The organism is Taklimakanibacter deserti, assembly GCA_003574785.1.
This window is the reverse complement of the sequence record QORU01000006.1, coordinates 136856-153789: the sequence shown is the minus strand read 5'-3', so window position 1 is coordinate 153789 and position 16934 is coordinate 136856. Positions and strand designations below refer to the sequence as shown.

At 62.2% G+C, this 16934-nt stretch carries 16 protein-coding genes and 1 pseudogene; 8 read left to right on the top strand and 9 right to left on the bottom strand.

Annotation, left to right across the window (positions count from 1 at the left end; all coding sequences use genetic code 11):
* Positions 1–2: 2 nt before the first annotated feature.
* Positions 3–1289, bottom strand: a complete 1287-nt coding sequence (locus tag DS839_RS14080; protein ID WP_119270984.1) for a nitric oxide synthase oxygenase — start codon at positions 1287–1289, stop codon at positions 3–5.
* Positions 1290–1293: 4 nt separating this feature from the next.
* Positions 1294–2256 carry a B12-binding domain-containing radical SAM protein gene (locus DS839_RS36460; protein ID WP_162918519.1) on the bottom strand — a complete coding sequence of 321 codons (963 nt, stop codon included), beginning with the start codon at positions 2254–2256 and terminating at the stop codon, positions 1294–1296.
* A gap of 3 nt (positions 2257–2259) precedes the next feature.
* Here DS839_RS36460 and DS839_RS36455 point away from each other — a divergent pair, with 3 nt between their 5' ends.
* From DS839_RS36455 to DS839_RS14060, 4 genes and pseudogenes are all read left to right on the top strand, one after another.
* The gene (locus tag DS839_RS36455; protein ID WP_162918518.1) at positions 2260–2886 is read left to right on the top strand and encodes a hypothetical protein; all 627 of its coding nucleotides are present in this window, start codon (positions 2260–2262) and stop codon (positions 2884–2886) included.
* 362 nt (positions 2887–3248) lie between these two features.
* On the top strand, positions 3249–4256 hold the full coding sequence (locus DS839_RS14070) for an MBL fold metallo-hydrolase (RefSeq protein WP_119270982.1): 1008 nt from the start codon (positions 3249–3251) through the stop codon (positions 4254–4256).
* Positions 4257–4277: 21 nt separating this feature from the next.
* Positions 4278–4442, top strand: a pseudogene (locus DS839_RS14065) ((2Fe-2S)-binding protein); the annotation flags it as partial.
* A 57-nt stretch (positions 4443–4499) separates the two neighbouring features.
* A complete protein-coding gene (locus DS839_RS14060) occupies positions 4500–4952 on the top strand; it encodes a cupin domain-containing protein (protein WP_119270980.1) in 453 nt (150 codons plus the stop codon).
* 73 nt (positions 4953–5025) lie between these two features.
* Here DS839_RS14060 and DS839_RS14055 read toward each other — a convergent pair whose 3' ends face one another.
* The 4 genes from DS839_RS14055 to DS839_RS14040 form a co-directional block, all read right to left on the bottom strand.
* Positions 5026–5784 carry a sulfite exporter TauE/SafE family protein gene (locus DS839_RS14055; RefSeq protein ID WP_119270979.1) on the bottom strand — a complete coding sequence of 253 codons (759 nt, stop codon included), beginning with the start codon at positions 5782–5784 and terminating at the stop codon, positions 5026–5028.
* Positions 5785–5806: 22 nt separating this feature from the next.
* Complete coding sequence (locus DS839_RS14050) at positions 5807–6406, bottom strand: response regulator transcription factor (protein WP_368911629.1); 600 nt, start codon at positions 6404–6406, stop codon at positions 5807–5809.
* 95 nt (positions 6407–6501) lie between these two features.
* Entirely contained in the window at positions 6502–8118 is a 1617-nt protein-coding gene (locus DS839_RS14045) for a DHA2 family efflux MFS transporter permease subunit (RefSeq protein ID WP_119270977.1), read from the bottom strand.
* Positions 8119–8154: 36 nt separating this feature from the next.
* Complete coding sequence (locus tag DS839_RS14040) at positions 8155–9366, bottom strand: HlyD family secretion protein (RefSeq protein ID WP_119270976.1); 1212 nt, start codon at positions 9364–9366, stop codon at positions 8155–8157.
* 119 nt (positions 9367–9485) lie between these two features.
* On the opposite strand from DS839_RS14040, the gene DS839_RS14035 reads away from it, so the two are divergent.
* Positions 9486–10136 carry a TetR/AcrR family transcriptional regulator gene (locus DS839_RS14035; protein WP_119270975.1) on the top strand — a complete coding sequence of 217 codons (651 nt, stop codon included), beginning with the start codon at positions 9486–9488 and terminating at the stop codon, positions 10134–10136.
* A 40-nt stretch (positions 10137–10176) separates the two neighbouring features.
* On the opposite strand, the gene DS839_RS14030 is transcribed toward DS839_RS14035, so the two are convergent.
* Positions 10177–11487, bottom strand: a complete 1311-nt coding sequence (locus DS839_RS14030) for an epoxide hydrolase family protein (protein ID WP_119270974.1) — start codon at positions 11485–11487, stop codon at positions 10177–10179.
* Positions 11488–11688: 201 nt separating this feature from the next.
* Here DS839_RS14030 and DS839_RS14025 point away from each other — a divergent pair, with 201 nt between their 5' ends.
* Together DS839_RS14025 and DS839_RS14020 are read left to right on the top strand one after the other, a co-directional pair.
* Positions 11689–11907 (top strand): hypothetical protein, encoded by a 219-nt coding sequence (locus DS839_RS14025; RefSeq protein ID WP_162918517.1) that lies wholly within the window; start codon positions 11689–11691, stop codon positions 11905–11907.
* Positions 11908–12040: 133 nt separating this feature from the next.
* Positions 12041–12442: a cupin domain-containing protein gene (locus DS839_RS14020; RefSeq protein ID WP_119270972.1), complete on the top strand. Its 402-nt coding sequence runs from the start codon at positions 12041–12043 to the stop codon at positions 12440–12442.
* 37 nt (positions 12443–12479) lie between these two features.
* Here the strand turns inward: DS839_RS14020 and DS839_RS14015 are convergent, their stop codons facing one another.
* Positions 12480–13124, bottom strand: coding sequence for an RraA family protein (locus DS839_RS14015; RefSeq protein WP_368911627.1), 645 nt, complete (start codon positions 13122–13124; stop codon positions 12480–12482).
* Between the two features lie 72 nt (positions 13125–13196).
* A complete protein-coding gene (locus tag DS839_RS14010) occupies positions 13197–14201 on the bottom strand; it encodes a LysR family transcriptional regulator (RefSeq protein ID WP_119270970.1) in 1005 nt (334 codons plus the stop codon).
* Positions 14202–14303: 102 nt separating this feature from the next.
* Between DS839_RS14010 and DS839_RS14005 the strand changes: the two genes are divergently transcribed.
* Positions 14304–16931, top strand: coding sequence for a 2-oxoglutarate dehydrogenase E1 component (locus DS839_RS14005; RefSeq protein ID WP_119270969.1), 2628 nt, complete (start codon positions 14304–14306; stop codon positions 16929–16931).
* The last annotated feature ends 3 nt before the right edge of the window (positions 16932–16934 follow it).

Below are 16934 nucleotides of genomic sequence, written 5' to 3'. Positions count from 1 at the left end.
CCTCACCAGGCCGTCCGTTTCCACAGCTTCCAGCGCCGGCGCAGCCGATCGAACGCCTGCTCGGCGCGCGAGCGGTGGCGATCGCCGTAAAAAGGCATGAGCCTGCGGCCGTCGCTCGTTTCCGCGGAATAGTAATTCGGCACGGGATGGAAATTCGTCATGCGAAGATGAAAAACCTCGCAGGCGCCGGAGGCCTGCGGCGGCACGACCCAGCGCCAGTCGGCGGCGACGCGACGTCCCTCGGCCTGCTCGCGCCGATGGAATTCCATGAACTGGTCGCTGGCGGCGTGGTGATCGACGATGGTGACACCGGCCTGTCTGAAGGAATGGAGCACGGCGCGGTTCAGCTCGGTCAGAGCGGTATCGCGCCATAGAGGAGTTTTGGCTGTCTCGGGCCTCTGGCCGAGGGCGCGAGCAATGTCGGGCAGCAGGTCGTAGCGCTTGCGATCGGCAAGATCGCGCGACGCGATCTCCGTGCACATGTAAAATCCATTGAAGGGCGCGCAGGGATAATCGATGCCGCCGATGGTCAGGATCATCCCGCTGATGCATGGCACGGCGTACCACTTCAGGCCGAGATCGGCGAAACCCGCCTCGGCCGGGTGCCGGATGTCGATCTCCCGATAGGCCGAAGGCGGCAGCGAAAAGAGCACACGGCGGTCACTGCGATCGCGGATGATGACGGGAAGGACATCGAACCGTCCCCGGGGCTCCGGGGCCCGCCAGCCGAGGCTCTGGGCGATCCGGGTCGCTTCGACATTCTGGCGATCGCCCAGAAGGCTGCCGTCATCGAGCGTATAGCCGGCATATTCCGTGATCTGTCTGCTTTCGATATAGGCGGGCAGCACCGTGTCCTCGACCGGGGCAAAGACCGAGATCATCGAGCGGATGCGCCCGTCGCCCAGCGCATCGCGCATGTGCCGGACCATCCGATCGGCAATGGCGTCCGGCTCGGTCGTCTTGCGACAGTCGAACACTTCAAGGCTTTCCCAGAACAGACGCCCGATGCACCGTCCATGATTGCGCCAAGCGACACGGGCGCCGAAGGCCAGTTCGTCTTGCGTGTGTTCGTAGAAGTTCCGACGCCTGAGCGCCCGGCCGATCTCGGACCACCGCTTTTCGAAGGCCGGACGCGACATGCCGGTTTCGCGGGCGAACAGCTCCAGAAACGCGCGCGCTTCCTCGCGCCGCTCGAGCGCTGAAATCTTGCGCAACCGCCGCAGGAGCGGACTTGCTTGTCCGGCATAGTTCACGCCTTGAGAGGCGAGGCGCCTCGCGAGCTTCCCCATCGCGCTACATCAATCCGTCGAATTGACGCGCTGAGGTGCGCACCGGCCGGCGGTTGATTTCGAAGACCGCCTTGAGCGCCCGCGCCTTGGCGCGGCGGTATGCCCGCTCGCGGCCTTCCCGGTTGAAGTAATCGGCAAGCGCCCGTCTGTGGTTACGCCTGCCTATCGCGAACGAAGGGCTTCCCGCCTGCGCGATCATCGCGTCGTAGATCGGCGTGTTCTCCATCAGCGAGAATTCGTTGAACCGGACACGGTCTAGGAACGGTGTGTGCCGTTCCAGAAACTCTGCGGTTCTTGCCATGTCCTCGGCGGCCTCGCCCGGATATCCCTTGAACATGGTGCAGCGGATGCTGAGCCCGGCTTCGAAGGCGTTGCGGATGAATTCGGAATTGGCCTCGACCGATGTGCCCTTGCGCATCAGGTCGAGCAGTCTCTGGCTCCCGCTCTCCAGGCCGAAGCTGATCCGTCGCATTCCGCCGGCGACCGCTGCCCTGAGGTCGGCTTTCGACAGGCCATTGTCGGAGCGCAGGTCGACATGCACCGTGCCGATCCATTCCGCGCCCTGCACATAGTCCTGCAGCTGAGCGGCTATGCCGCGCAGCATATCGGGATAGGAATTGAGCTTCAGATCGAGGAACAGGAAGTTGGTGGTCTCGTTGCGGCGCGCCTGCTCCTGCATTTCAAGAAGGACATTCGTCACCGAGCGCGTTCGAAACGTACGGCCGCTGGCCGAGACGACATCGCTGCAGAACATGCATTTGTCCCACTGGCAGCCGCGGCCTGTCATCATCGGAACGATGCGGACGGGATACCTGTCCCACGGGAAGTCGGAAAAATCCGCCATCGGCACCTGATCGAGATTGCGCAGCGGGCGTGCCGGTCCGGTCTGCGTGCCGTCCGGAAACGTAAGCCCGGAAAACCTCGATAGCGGCTCGCCGGTGCATATCGCCTCGATCAGTCCGGCCACGTCATGATCCATCTCCGCGCCGGCAACGCAACTGATGCCGGGCAAGCTCCGCCACGCATGGGCCACGCCCTCGACATTGAACATGGGCCCGCCGATCACAACCGGGACTTTGCGCGCCTCAGCAAGTCGCCCGATTTCACGCACGGTATTGAAGTGCTGCAGATAGGCGGAGAGCAGAACGATATCGGGACCCCGATCGACCGCATTTGCGACTTCGCGCAGGACGCGCGAATGGGGGCGCTCCAGCCACCAGCTTCGCGCCGTGCGCGCAAGATTTCGCGGGGCGCGGGCGACGGGCAGCGTCGAAAGATGAAGCCGCCGCTTGAGATGATCCAGCACGTTTTCCTGGCGCTCGCGTTCGACGGCCGGAACGTCATAGGCAAGCGGGCAGAGCACCTGCACCTCATGGCCGTGATTGCGCAGCGACGCTGTAAGAAGCCCTATGGCAAGGGTGGGAAAGGAGGCGAAGTTATTCAGATCGACGATCAGTATTCGCCGGGAACGCGTGGCCCGAGCGACAAAAGTACCTCCATTCGCTTCTGTATCCGGCAATGCGGAACGATGCGCGCGAACTCGCCGACGCTCGCTCATGGGCAGACTGCCGATAGAATGGTTTCGCAGGATCGTTGAAGTGCGATTCTGTGCAAATGCTTGGTTCCCTTCGAGCCGAGGACTGCGATGCGAAGATCACGCTCTGCGCGCTCGCCATTAACCACTCTCAATATGCCAAAAGAATGATGCCCGGGACGCAAGGCAAGCAACTCACCCGATATGACGGAGCGTCATCCGGTGGCGCCTCGAACCGCACGGATCGATGCTGCACTTGATTCCGCAGACCGTTGCGATCCGCTGAGAAGCACAGGTTGCCCTGTTCTCAGGTGTAGTCTTCCCTCTCCCTTGACCCCGATCGACCGTCAGCACGCTTCCAACATAGAGTCCGCGACGAGGCTCAATGACCGACAGGTTTCGGTCACGCAAAACAGGAGCGCATCATGACGCAGGCAGAAACAAAATCCCGCACGATTGGTCACCAACAGACAAGCACCAGCTTCGACAACACCCCACACCCCTCGTGCCAGCACTGCGCCGACACGGTGAATGCGAGGTACATCCACGGTAGACCGGATCACGAGTTGGTTCCGTCGCGCTATGTGCACCGGGTTGGCCAGATTGACGTAATGGTGGTCAGCGATGGCGTGCTATCGCTGCCAGGCGCGATGTTGGGCCACAATGTCGATCCGGCCGTGCGGTCGGCCTGGCTCGAGGACATGTTCCTGCCGCCGGACGTGCTCGAATGGGCGCTGAATGCGGTCGTGGTGAAGAGCGGCGGCCGGACCATACTGATCGACGCCGGGATAGGGGGCGAATTCCCGGACTTGCCGCGGGCCGGGAAGCTGGCTGAGCGACTGGAGGGCGCCGGCATCGATCCCGCATCGGTGACCGACGTGGTGCTCACCCACATGCACATGGACCATGTTGGCGGGCTGCTCGCCGACGGGGTGAAAGAACAGCTGCGTCCGGACCTGCGGATCCACGTGGCGGCCGCCGAGGCCGAGTTCTGGGAGTCGCCCGATTTCTCCCGCGTCTCCATGCCGCCGGGATTCCCGGACGCGCTTCGGCGGACGGGCAAGCGGTTCTTGAAAGAGTACCACAGCCAGTTGCGGACGTTCGAGAACGAGTACGAGGTGGCGCCAGGGGTGGTCGTCCAACGCACCGGCGGCCACACCCCTGGGCATAGCGTGGTCCGCCTGGCGTCCGGCGGCGACCGGCTGACCTTCGCCGGCGACGCCGTGTTCCAGGTCGGGTTCGAGCACCCCGACTGGTACAACGGCTTCGAGCACGATCCCGAAGAGGCGGCGCGCGTCCGGGTGCGTCTCTTGCGGGAACTGGCGGCGAACCGCGAGTCGCTGGTGGCCACTCACCTGTCATTCCCGTCCGTCTGCCATGTGGCGGTCGACGGCGACGTCTTTCGATGCGTACCGGGTCCCTGGGAGTACTGAACCGCTAGTGGGGTTCGCGCCATGATCATCTGTTCGTGCAATGTATTGAGCGATCAGGATGTCCGCTCCACCGTAGAGGCGGAGCGGACGCGCTCGACCAGCCAGGTCTATGGCTGTCTCGGCTGCAGCGCCAGATGCGGCCGCTGCGCGCGCACCATCCGCCGCCTCATGGACGAGGCGCTCGGCGGCACTCGTGACGTTTCGTCAATGTGAGTTGTGCAAGAGGAACAGGAGGGACTTCAGATGAAACCTGCCTATGCAAGCGCGATCGTTGCCGGACTCACGAGGAAGGGAAAACACAGGTATCGTGTCCTGTTGCTGGCGAGCGCGCTACTCGGCCTGACTACTGTCGCTTCAGCGCAGAACCCGGAAGCAAAGTTGACCTCGCTTCTCTCTCGCGATCTGACCGGGTTCGAAGGCAAGGAAGCGATGATGCTATCGGTGGAATATCCCCCCGGAGCGGTGGACCCGATCCATCGCCACGACGCGCATGCATTTGTCTATGTCCTGGAAGGCACGATAGTCATGCAAGTCAAGGGAGGGGAGTCCGTCACCCTCAATCCCGGTCAAACCTTCTATGAAGGACCCGACGACGTGCACGTCGTTGGTCGCAATGCCAGTACAACCGCGCCGGCGAGGTTCGTCGTTTTCTTCATCAAGGACAGGGGCGCTCCGATCCTGACCCCTGTTCCCTAGATCACAGCGGAGGTCAAGGCCACGCGATGGGCTCCCATCGTTTAGAGTCGCTTTCAAGCTTGGCACCTTGATCTTACGCGAGATAGCCGGAAACGCCATCCCACAACAGCTTCAGCGCCGTCACGACCAGCAGTCCGTAGCAGGCCCGATAGAGCTGGCCTTGGTCCAGCCTGCCGTGCAGCCGCCAGCCGAGCCAGACACCAGCAGGAATGGCGAGCAGGCAAATCGCCATTAATATCCAGACGTCGACGGTCGGTTTCACCAGCAGCAGCCAGGGCACGGCCTTGATCGCATTGCCGACCGTGAAGAACAGGCTCGTCGTTCCGGCATAGATTTCCTTGCCGAGGCCGAGCGGCAGCAGATACATCGCCAGCGGCGGTCCGCCCGAATGCGCCACCATGGTGGTGATTCCCGAGGCGAGACCGGCGGTGACCGCCTTCGGCGATGACCGCGACCGGATCGTCACCTTGCCGCCCCCGACAAACCACAGGCCGACAAAGACCAAGGTGATCGCCGCCATCATGATCGCGATGACGCGGTGATCGAGAACGCGGAACAGCAGATAGCCGAGCCCGATCCCGATTACGAGCCCCGGCAAGAGCAGCGCCAGGTCCGGTCGCGACCATGTCGAGGGCTTCCAGTAGCGCAGTGCGAACAGATCCATGGCGATGAACAAGGGGGCGAGGAGACCGCCGGCAGTTACGGGGTCCATGACCACCGACAACAGCGGAATCCCTATAATAGCGAACCCGCCGCCGAAAGCGCCCCTCATGAAGCCGATCAGGAATACGCCGGCAAAGGCGACCAGGATCGTGGCGACCGACAGTTCCATATGATCATGTCCCTGGCATCGCTCATGAACGCGCGATGCCGAGCTGTGAAGCCATGTTCACGAGGTCAGGCAGCGAGCGCGCGAGCATCTTGCGCATGGCGTGACCGCGATGCGCCTTGACCGTGATCTCGCTGATGCCGAGCTCGAAGGCCACCTGCTTGTTGCGCAGGCCGGCGACGACTCGCGCCATCACCTCCTGCTCGCGACGGCTGAGAGAGGCGTGGCGGTCCCGCAAGTTCCGAACCTCGGTATCGCGTGCCAAGACCGATCGGCTGCGCGCCAGCGCCTCGTCGATGGCGCCCAACAGGGCGTCGGCCTTCGCGGGCTTTGTCAGGAAATCGACCGCGCCCGCCTTCATCGCCTTGACGCTCGTGGAGAGGTCACTGTTGCCGGTCAAGAAGATGAACGGCAAATCTGGACGTTCAGCCGAGACGAGTTTTTGCAGCTCAAGCCCGCCAAGATCGCGCAGATCGACATCGAGGATCACACAGCTTGGACCTTCCGGCCGCGGGTGAGCCAGGAACTCATAGGCGGACGAAAGTGCTTCCGGCCGCCAGCCTGCAGATCGGACCAGTGCCTCGATGGACTGACGTGTGGCAGCGGCATCATCGATGATGAACACGATGGGCACGTCATGGGCAGGAGATACCGACTTCCGTGCGGCATCCGAATATATCGTCTGATACGAATACATTGCCTTACCTCCGTTGCTTCATCTCAGTGAGCGCCCGCCCCACCGCCACTGACCTTGATCTTGCGGGTGAAGAGCAAAGCGATGGCCGCGAGCGCCAGAACGATCCCGATCACGAAGAATGTGTCGCTGAAACCCTGGATGAGCGCCTGGCGACGGACGGTGGCGCCGATCACGCCGATCGCCTTGTGCTGGGCGAGCGCCGCATCGGTCACCCCATGCGCCATGAAATACTGCGTCAGATGATCGATCCGGTCGCGCACTTCATCGCGGAAAAGCGTGACGGACTGGCCGATGATGTTCGAATGGAACTGCTCGCGCTTGGTGAGCACCGTCGCAAGCGTCGCCGTGCCGACCGCGCCACCCAGATTGCGCAGCATGTTCGAAAGGCCTGACGCCGCACCCGCATCGCTCGGCGCGATGCCTGCCGTCGTGATCACGCTGATCGGCGTCAGGACCAGGGCCTGGCCGATGGCGCGCGCGATATTGGGGATGAAGAACTGGTCGCCGGCGCTGTCGAGCGACAGGGTGATGTTCATGAAGGCGCTCGCCGCGAAGATGCTGATGCCGACGAAGCCGACATAGCGCACGTCGAAGCGCTTGATCAGTAGCGGCACGAGCGGAATGATGAGGAGCTGCGGCAGGCCGGTCCAGGCGAGGACGAGGCCGATCTGCTCGGCATTGTAGCGCTGCACCTGGCCCAGATACTGCGGCAGGATATAGACGGTGCCGAAGAGCGCCACGCCGACCAGCACGTTGACCAGTATGCCGATGCCGAAATTGCGCTGCTTGAGAAGGCGCAGCTGGACGAGCGGCTTCTTGACGGTGAGCTCGATGATGATGAAGGCGATGAGGAACACCGCGGCCGTCAAAGCGAGCTTGACGATGAAGGGCGACTGGAACCAATCGTCCTTGTTGCCTTCCTCGAGCACGGTCTGCAGCGCCGAGAGTCCGATGGCCATGGTAACGATGCCGGCCCAGTCGCCCTCCTTGAGCAGCGACAGCTGCATCGGCTTCTTTTCGAGCGTGAAATAGAGTGCTGCGAACATCGCAAGACTCGGCGGCGCATTGACGAAGAAGATGGTCTGCCAGCCGTAGTTCTCGGTCAGATAGCCGCCGATGGTCGGCCCGATGGCTGGGGCGAAGGTGACGGACAGTGCGAACATGGCGAGACCGATGGGCTGCTGCGCCTTGGGCAGACGGGTCAGAACCATGGTGAAGGCCATGGGGATCAGCACGCCGCCGGCGAAGCCCTGGAGACCGCGCAGCGCGATCATCGTGCTCAGGTCATGGGCGAAGGCGCAGGCTGCCGAGAACAGCGCGAACAGAACCACGTTCACCAGCATGTAGCGCCGGAAGGAGAAGACGCGGCTCAGATAGTCGGTCAAGGGTATCACCACGATCTCGCCGATGAGATAGGAGGTCGAGATCCAGGCGCCGTTGTCGACGCCGGTGCCGATGCCGCCTTCGATGTCGAGCAGCGAGGCGTTGGTGATCTGGATGTTGAGGATCGCCATGAAGGCGCCGATCATGCCGGCAAGGACCGCGATCCAGGTGGCCGTGCTGGCTTTCTCTGGTGAAGCCGCCGCAGCGGGAGCGGGAGGAGAAGTACCGAGCCGGGCGATATTGGTCTGGGTTGACATCGCAGCCTCTCCTCATGATTTCCGCTCGTGACCGCCTCAATTGATCGCTTCGGATGACGCCGAGGCGAGCCGGGCCGTCTCGGCGGCTTTCGTATCGATGGTCGGATAGACCGACATGCCGGGCCGGAGCACGACCGAAAGCGGGCTTCCCTGGTCGAGCACGATCTTCACCGGGATGCGCTGCACCACCTTGGTGAAGTTTCCGGTGGCGTTGTCCGGGGGCAGCAGCGCGAATTCCTGGCCGCTCGCCGGCGAGAGGCTGTCGACATGGCCCTTGAAGACCTGTCCGGCGAAAGTGTCGACCTCGACCTCCACCGGCTGTCCGGCATGGACGTCGGTGAGCTGCGTCTCCTTGTAATTGGCAATGATGTAGGCGTCATGGGTCGGCACCACCGCCATGAGCTGCGTGCCCGCCTGGACATACTGACCGACGCGCAAGGTGCGGTTGCCGATCAGGCCGTCGATGGGGGCAACGAGGGTCGTGTAGGAGAGGTTCAGCTCGGCCTGGTCCTCGACCGCTTTGGCAGCGGCGAGCGCCGCCTGCGCCTGGGCGACCTCGGCCCTGCTGACATCGAGCTGCTTCTCGGCATTGGCGAGCACCGCGGTGTCGCGCGTGACCGCCGCGCGGGCGGCATCCAGGCGCGAGGCGGCCTGCTGCGCGTTCTGGACCGTGCCGAAGCCCTTCTTCGCAAGCTGGGCATAGCGCTGGTTTTCCTGCTCGGCGAAGGTCTCATTGGCCTGATCGACCACGATCGTCGCCTGGGCCGCGTCGATCTCGGCCTGTTTCGCGACGAGAGCCGCCTGCTTGTTGGCGATATTGGCTTCGGCGGACGCGATCTGGGCCTTGGCCTGCTCGAGGGCGACCTTGAAATCGCGGTCGTCGATGCGGGCCAGGATATCTCCCGCCTTCACCGGCTGGTTGTCATTGACGAGCACTGCCGCGATGTAACCCGAGACCTTGGGCGCGATCGTCGTGCTGTCGGCCTTGACATAGGCATCGTCGGTCGAAACCAGGAAGCGGCCCACCGTCCAATAGCTCCAGCCATAATCGGCTGCGCCCGCGAGGGCAGCGACGGCGACGCCGGCGAAGAGCGCTATGCGCAGCCAGCGCTTCAGGCTCGGCTTCGGCGCATCAGCCGTTGTCGCTGGAACGGGCAGCGGGACTTCCTCCGGCATCTTTATGCCGGGCACCGCTTCGGCGGCCGGAACGGTCTTTTCCACGGTAAAAGCTGCTTCGTGTTTGCTCATGGCCCGAACCTTTCCTGGGCTGAGAGAGCCGAAAATCCGGCTTGCTCTTTTTAGGAAAACTGATATTTTCCTAAATAGTCGGCGCCAAGCGGGTTGTCAATAGAATTTGGAAAATGACCATGGTCCATAATACGAAAGTCTCAAAACGTCCTCGTGGGCGCCCGCAAATCCGGCCCGATGACGAAACACGGCAGCTGATCCTCAAAGCGGCCCGCCAGGAATTTCACGCCAGCGGCTATGCCGGCGCCAGCATGGGCCGCGTGGCCGAGCGGGCCGGGGTCTCGACCAAGACCATGTACCGCCTGATCCCGACCAAGGCCGATTTGTTCCGGGACGTCATCTCGGCGCGGATTTCCCGCTTTATCCTGGAGATGGACGAAGAGCATCTCGACGAACTGCCGGTGGATGAGGCGCTCGAGCACATCCTGACCACCTTCGGCACCTTGACCTTCGACCCGGACACGGTCTCGAGCCTCCGCCTCGTCCTGGCCGAATGCGATCGCTTTCCCGAGATCGCCACCGCCTTCTCCGAATTGGCTCTCAAGCGCACGACGCAAACCATGGAAAGATGGCTGAGGCGACAACGCGATCGTGGGGAAATTGCCATCGATGATCCCGCGACGGCCGTCGGCATGCTGAGAGGCATGATGGTCATGGAGCCGCAGCGCGCCATGATGCTGGGCCTCAGCCCGCCGCCGGATTACGCCGAGATCGTCAAGCGGGCACGCGATTGTACACGCCTTTTCCTGGATGGATGCCGACAAAAATAGCGGGCGAGCCGGGGTTCAGGGCCCGGCCCGCCATGTTGCCTCAAACTTCTTTGCGCAGTGTCTTGAACGCCGTCCGGAGCTCGGATGTGAAGAGCTCAGGCTGCTCCCAGGCGGCGAAGTGGCCGCCTTTGGGGAGCTTGTTGTAATGGATCAGCTTGGCATAGGCTTTCTCTGCCCAGCTGCGCGGCGCGGCATAGATCTCGTCCGGAAAGGAGCTGACCGCGACTGGGATCTTGACGCCTCTCGCATCGAAGAAGCCTGCCCCGTTCGAGACTTGCGTGGTGTCCCAATAGAGACGCGCCGACGAGACCGCCGTGTTCGTCAACCAGTAGAGCGTGACATTGTCGAGGATGTCATCTGGCGTCAGGCCCTCGGCGTTTCCGTCGAAGACGCGGGCGATCAGCTTGTAGCTGCGGATGTCGTGATCGATCATCCACGCCGCAAGCCCGACCGGCGAATCCGCGATGCCGTAGAGTGTCTGCGGACGGTTGGACATTTCGAGCGCGTAGGCGAGCCCCTTCCGGTAGAAGTCGACCAGCTGGTCCCAGGCGTTGCGCTCTTCCGCCGTGAGATCGGTAGGGGGCGCCTCGTGGAACGCGAGTGCCTTTGAAATGTGGGCGGGGAGCGTGGCCGCCATATTGGTATGGATGCCGAGTAATCCCGGCGGCTCTTGCAAAGCCATCACCTCCGAGACGGCATTGCCCCAGTCGCCGCCCTGAGCCACATATTTCGTGTAGCCAAGACGCTGCATTAGCGTTGCCCACGCTCGCGCGATGGTGACGGGAGTCCAGCCTGGCGCCGTAGGTTTTCCGGAAAAGCCGTGGCCCGGCAATGATGGGATCACGACGTGGAAGGCATCGGCGGCACTGCCGCCATGCGCGGTCGGATTGGTCAGCGGTTCGATGACCTTCATCTGTTCGATGATCGATCCGGGCCAGCCATGGGTGATGATGACCGGCAGGGCATTTTCATGCTTCGAGCGTACGTGAATGAAATGAATGTCGAGCCCGTCGATCTCGGTCACGAACTGCGGAAGCGCCTTCAGTTTCGTCTCGATTTTCCGCCAGTCGTAATTCGTCGCCCAATACTGCGCGAGCTTCTTGATCGTCGCGAGCTGTACGCCCTGTGATGAATCCTTGACCGTTTCCTGTTCGGGCCACTTGGTCGCCTTGATGCGCCATCGCAAATCGGAAAGCTCGGCATCCGAAAAATCGATGGTGAACGGACGGATCGTGCTCTGGTCGCCGGCCGCGGCCGTGCCCGATACGCCGAATGCGGCCATTCCCAGGCCCGCAGCCGTGGAAGTTGCAAGCAGAGTGCGGCGCGTTAGCCGCGGCGTTACATCGGTCATGATGGTTCTCCTTGGATGCTCGGCCTGTTTATGGGCGCCGAACTGATGCTGAGATAGGTCTCGCCGCGACGGTGACCCATCACCCAATGGTATCGTAGATACCTTGGTATCGATGCGGCACGGACGGACCCATCAACCATCCGGCCGTTGAACGGACAGATGGGCCGGTCTAACATTGGTGGGCATTGGTTAGTGAGGAGGGTGACCTATAACGACGAGCAAGCTGATCTGGAAAGATGGCGAGCGCGGGCGATGGCAAGTTTCCGTATTCACGTTGGCGAGCTGACCTTTGAGGTCGAGTCGGCATTTCCGGGGGGCGAAAGCGCCCACACGCCGGAAGAGCAGCGCGCTTTGGCTGTCCGGCACGCCCGGCTGCTGGTTAGAAATTTAGCCAACGAGCTTGACCGGCAAGTCGCCTAGGATCAGGCGCTGGGATTGGCTCGCCAAGGCGTCTGGTGGCAAATACCGAGGACTGGCAGGAGAGGGCGGGTCCCCGAGCGTCTCGAACTCGATCAGAGAGAATCTGAATCGAACGCAGGTGCGGGAGGTCCATATGAAAGCGATTTGGATCATTCTGGTAGCTATTATCGCCGCTGTGAGCGGCTTGGCGCTGCCCTCGGCATCGGGACAGCAGCAGGGAGTTACCCGCACTGAGCTTCAGCGACACGACCTCAGCGTTCCGGGACGCGAGATGATCCAGGTGCGTGTCGATCTTGATCCAGGAGTGTCGTTCCCTCTGCATTCGCATCCGGGTGAAGAGATCATCTATGTGCTCGAAGGCAAATGGGAGTATCAGGTCGAGGGCCGGGGCACGCTGACCCTCAATGCCGGCGACGTCCTGTTCATCCCGGCGGGAGTGAATCGCAGGGCGAAGAACATTGGCAGCGGCAAAGGGTCGGAACTCGCCACCTATATCGTCGACAAAGGGAAACCGCTCGCAGTCCTGGCCAAGTGAGCCGCCCGGGCCTGGATCCTCCAATCAGGGATCAGCGTCAGACATACCCGGTGAGCTTCACCGCCTCATCCAGGGTCTTCCCGTCCTTGATCGCCGTTTCTATTTTGCCGTCCAATGCGTGCAGGGCTTCGGCTCTGCTCAATGCGTCGTGGATGGCTGCCCTTGGAACCACGACAATGCCGGTGGCGTCGCCGATGACGGCATCACCGGAGTGGACCGTAATCCCTCCCACGATCGCCGGGTCTCCAATCGAGTGGAGCCTGACGCGGCGCTTGCCGCTGGTGGGCGTTACCGCCCGACTTGCGAGCCACAGACCGGTGCTGCGGATATCCTCGATGTCTCGGCAGCCGCCATCGATCACGACGGCGGCGAGCCTGCGTGTCGTGGCTGCAAGGGCCGCCATGCCGCCGAATGTCGACACTTCCGCGCCGCCCATGTCCACCATGAGGACTTCGCCGCCGTCGACCGCGCCGAGCATCTGCGCAACGGCGAAATCCCCGATGGTGTAGGTGCCAAAAGGTCCGGTGGCTCCTCGCGCAGTGACGGCGAAGGCAGCGAAGCGGCCTTGCCCGGTGCGTTGTTGAATCCCGCGGACGACGCCATCGATCCCCAGATCGTCCAGCGCGTCGGACCAGGTGCTGGTGCCGATGCGCCCACACCGCTCAAGCAATGTCTCTTCCATGATGCTCATCCTTGGATGTTGCCTATAGAAGATAGCGGAGGATAGGGCGAAAGATCCGGCGGTGAGCCTCTATCAGCTATGCCTGCGCGGCATGGACAGCGAGCCGTGCACTTCAGTTGCCTGCATGGGTGCGGCGACGGGCATTCTCTCCAGGCCGGTGATGGCGCCGACAAGGACGCCGGCTTTTATCGATTTGCGAATCTCAGAGCGAACGAGGTCCAGCAGCACACGGGTCGCTCGCGTTACCGGCCGATGCAAAGGCGTAGCCGTCACAAGCATGGCCTGGGCATCATCGGCATTGATCCTGCGCGCCCGCAAACGGCCTTCGCGCACCTCTCGATGCACCGCGCCATAGGGCAATACGGTAGCATCGTCGCCCATTTCCAATAATTGCTTGATAGCTGCGACCGAGTCGATTTCCAGGGTCACCGAAAGAGGCAGGTCGGCATTGGCCATCGCCGTGTCGATGACGCGCCGCAGACCGTTCTCGGGTCCAGGCAAGATCAGGCGACGCCTCGAAAGCTCCGCGAGTTCGATCGGTCCGTCGCTGCCGCGGCGGCGATCCGACGCCTCCACCATGAACAGCGGCTCTCTCAACAGCGGTTCGGCGTTCAGGTTACGTCCGCGACGGGCGTCGTACAGTATAGCAAGATCGAGGCGGCCCATCTCGACCCACTCGGACAAGGAACTGCTGAAGGCCTCACGGATGCGGAGACGAACTGCGGGGCATTCCCTGGAGAACCGACGCGACAATGGTGCAGCCAGCGTCGCCCCGATCGACGGCGGAACACCGAAAGCAACTGCGCCTGACGGATGGTCGCTCTCCTCCATGATCTCGTCTTTGATCTGCACGACCTGCTGGAGCAGCGGCTTTACCGTATCGAACAGCTTCTTGCCGGCGGCGGTGAGGGAGACGCCGCGGCCATGACGGTAGAACAGGTCACATTTGAGCTCGCTCTCGAGCTTGCGAACTTGCCGGCTCAGGGCAGGCTGCGTGGTCCCGAGCTCGACCGTCGCCCGGGAGAAGCTCCCGGCTTCGGCAACCGTCACAAAGTAACGAAGCTCGAGCAATTCCATGAATGACCTATGCCGCAAAGGCATAGCTGATAACGGCTGGCCTGGCCCACGGTGTCAAGCTATTTCTTCCGAACGAAAGTCCGGCAAGCAGACCTTTGACTTATGACCAGTGTTTTCTCCAGCGTAGACGCCGCCTATGTCGAGAACCTGGAGCGCCAGTTTCGTGCTGATCCGAGCTCCGTCGACTGGAGCTGGCAAGTTCTGTTCAGAGCCGTCGAGGAAGCAGGTGCAAGCCGGCAGCGGGACAGTTCTGTGGCCGCCCTCATCCGGGAGCGCGCGCATCTCATTGCCCGGGCATCGAACCCCTTGAATTTTAGCCCGAACGGAAATACCGCCCGGGACCTGATCGGATTTCGGGGGTCAGGACCCATCAACCTGGCCGAAGTCGAAAGGTCGCTTGAGCAGGTCTACACCGGCACCCTGTCGGTCGAGTCGGCCCATATCGACGACTACGGATTGCGCGAATGGGTTCGACAGGCTTTCGAAGGCGGCCGTCAAACAATTGAGCCGCAAAACCGGCTGCGCGCCTTCGAGATGCTCATCAGAGCGGAAGAGTTCGAGCGCTTCCTGTCAATCAAGCATCCGACAAAGAAGCGGTTCGGCGCCGAGGGCGTGGAAGCGGCCCTTCCGCTGCTTGATCGTATTCTCCATCGAGCTGCAATGGCCGGTGTGAGGGAAGTGGTGATCGGTTCGATGCATCGCGGCCGTTTGAACATCATGACAAACGTGCTCGGCATGCCTTTGCCGGCGATGTTCGCCCTCCTGAAAGGCAGGCATCCGCTGCCCGACGCGCCGCGCTCGCAAACGGCCGATGTTCCTTATCATCTGGGTTTAAGCAACGACCTTGTCTTTGGGAATGCAAGCGTCAGGGTCACCCTTATGCCCAACCCCTCTCATCTCGAAGCCGTCAATGCAACGGTCCTGGGCCGCACGCGCGCCACACAGGACGCCGCGGGCGACCGGTCGGCGGTGCTCGGCATAATTCTCCACACGGATGCAAGTGTCGTTGCCCAGGGCGTCGTTGCTGAAACAGTGCAGCTCAGCGGCGTCGACGGGTTCACGACCGAGGGAACGATCCATATCATCGTCAATAATCAAATCGGCTTTACGACCGACCAGCATGAGGCTCGGACGTCCCGGCATTGCACCGGTCCCTGGAAAGCGATCGACGCCATGATCGTTCATGTCAGTGCGGACGACGTTGATGCCGTCCTGGATGCCGCAGATAAGGCAACCGCTTGGCGCCAGACCTGGAAGCGTGACGCGGTCATCGACTTGGTCGGCTATCGCCGCAATGGGCACAATGAACTTGACGAGCCGCGCTTCACACAGCCCAGGCTCTATGAGCATATCGACAGACATCCTGACGTAAGCTCGATTTATGCGGGCCAACTCATCGCCGATGGCGTGATCGATCAGGATGCTGTGGCGGCACTCCGCGAGAATGCGAAGACGGCCTTCCACGACGCCTATGAGGCGGCCGACCGGTATGAGCTCGAAGACCTGCAGGCCGACAGCAGGGAGAAGGCAGGAACTCGATCCGGCACTGACATTGGCAGGATCACTTGGCTTCTTGAACAGCTCGCCTTGATCCCGGAACATATGGAACCGCATCCCAAGGTTCATCGCCTTGTCAAACAGCGCCTTGACGCAGTGCGGACCGGGGCAAACTGGGCGTTGGGCGAGGCCCTGGCGATCGGCTCGCTTCTCCTCGATGGCATAAATGTACGTTTGACCGGTCAGGATGTGGAGCGCGGCGCGTTCTCGCATCGCCATTTTGCGATACACGACATCAGATCTGGCGCCAGACACGTCACCCTGGCCAATCTGCCGGACAGCCTTGGCCGATTTCATCTCTTCAATAGCCCGCTGTCGGAATATGCGGTCCTTGGTTTCGAGTATGGTTATAGCGTCGAGAACTCGCAGACGCTGGTCATATGGGAAGCGCAATTTGGTGATTTCGCCAATGGGGCGCAGATCGTTCTCGACCAGTTCATCGCCAGTGGCGAGGCCAAATGGGGGTTGCGTTCAGGCCTGGTCATCCTGCTTCCGCACGGGCTTGAAGGACAAGGGCCGGAGCACTCCTCTGCACGGCCCGAACGCATCCTTCAAGTCGCGGCCGAGGGTAACATCCGGATTGCCCAGCCTTCGACGCCTGTGAACTATTTCTGGTTGCTGCGCGAGCAGGCAGCCTTTGACGCGCCGGTGCCTCTCATCATCCTCAGTCCTAAGACGCTGCTCAGGCTCCCTGCGGCCGTATCTGCGATCACGGAATTCGCAGGCGACACGCGCTTCCAACCGGTCATCGCGTCGCCTGTACGATCGGCGCGGGCCTATCTGCTGTGCAGCGGCAAGATCGCTTACGAGCTTGAAGCAGAACTGGCCGCTCGTGGGTTAGCCGACGTGGCGGTTGTCAGGCTCGAGCAGATATATCCATTCCCGGACGCGGAACTGAGGCAGGCATTCCATTCATGTCGCGGCGCTCGCTTTGCCTGGGTTCAGGAGGAACCGGGTAACGCCGGCCTGTGGAGCTATCTGGACAGGCGCCTCGAAACCGTCTTGCGACAGGCAGGCGCACAGCATCCCACGGTCGTCGCCTTCACCAGGCCGGAATCGCCATCGCCGGCGGGCAGCTTTTACAATGACAATGGCAATGATCAAGCGGCCTTGATCCGCCGCGCAGTCGACTGGGCGCAGGTCGGGACGAGGAGCAACCGCGCGAAGCCATAGCCG

Coding starts and splice junctions, on each gene's coding strand:
- DS839_RS14080 (WP_119270984.1), bottom strand. CDS start 1,289: ATGGGGAAGCTCGCGAGGCGCCTCGCCTCTCAAGGCGTGAACTATGCC.
- DS839_RS36455 (WP_162918518.1), top strand. CDS start 2,260: ATGATCCATCTCCGCGCCGGCAACGCAACTGATGCCGGGCAAGCTCCG.
- DS839_RS14070 (WP_119270982.1), top strand. CDS start 3,249: ATGACGCAGGCAGAAACAAAATCCCGCACGATTGGTCACCAACAGACA.
- DS839_RS14060 (WP_119270980.1), top strand. CDS start 4,500: ATGAAACCTGCCTATGCAAGCGCGATCGTTGCCGGACTCACGAGGAAG.
- DS839_RS14055 (WP_119270979.1), bottom strand. CDS start 5,784: ATGGAACTGTCGGTCGCCACGATCCTGGTCGCCTTTGCCGGCGTATTC.
- DS839_RS14045 (WP_119270977.1), bottom strand. CDS start 8,118: ATGTCAACCCAGACCAATATCGCCCGGCTCGGTACTTCTCCTCCCGCT.
- DS839_RS14040 (WP_119270976.1), bottom strand. CDS start 9,366: ATGAGCAAACACGAAGCAGCTTTTACCGTGGAAAAGACCGTTCCGGCC.
- DS839_RS14035 (WP_119270975.1), top strand. CDS start 9,486: ATGGTCCATAATACGAAAGTCTCAAAACGTCCTCGTGGGCGCCCGCAA.
- DS839_RS14030 (WP_119270974.1), bottom strand. CDS start 11,487: ATGACCGATGTAACGCCGCGGCTAACGCGCCGCACTCTGCTTGCAACT.
- DS839_RS14020 (WP_119270972.1), top strand. CDS start 12,041: ATGAAAGCGATTTGGATCATTCTGGTAGCTATTATCGCCGCTGTGAGC.
- DS839_RS14015 (WP_368911627.1), bottom strand. CDS start 13,124: ATGGAAGAGACATTGCTTGAGCGGTGTGGGCGCATCGGCACCAGCACC.
- DS839_RS14010 (WP_119270970.1), bottom strand. CDS start 14,201: ATGGAATTGCTCGAGCTTCGTTACTTTGTGACGGTTGCCGAAGCCGGG.
- DS839_RS14005 (WP_119270969.1), top strand. CDS start 14,304: ATGACCAGTGTTTTCTCCAGCGTAGACGCCGCCTATGTCGAGAACCTG.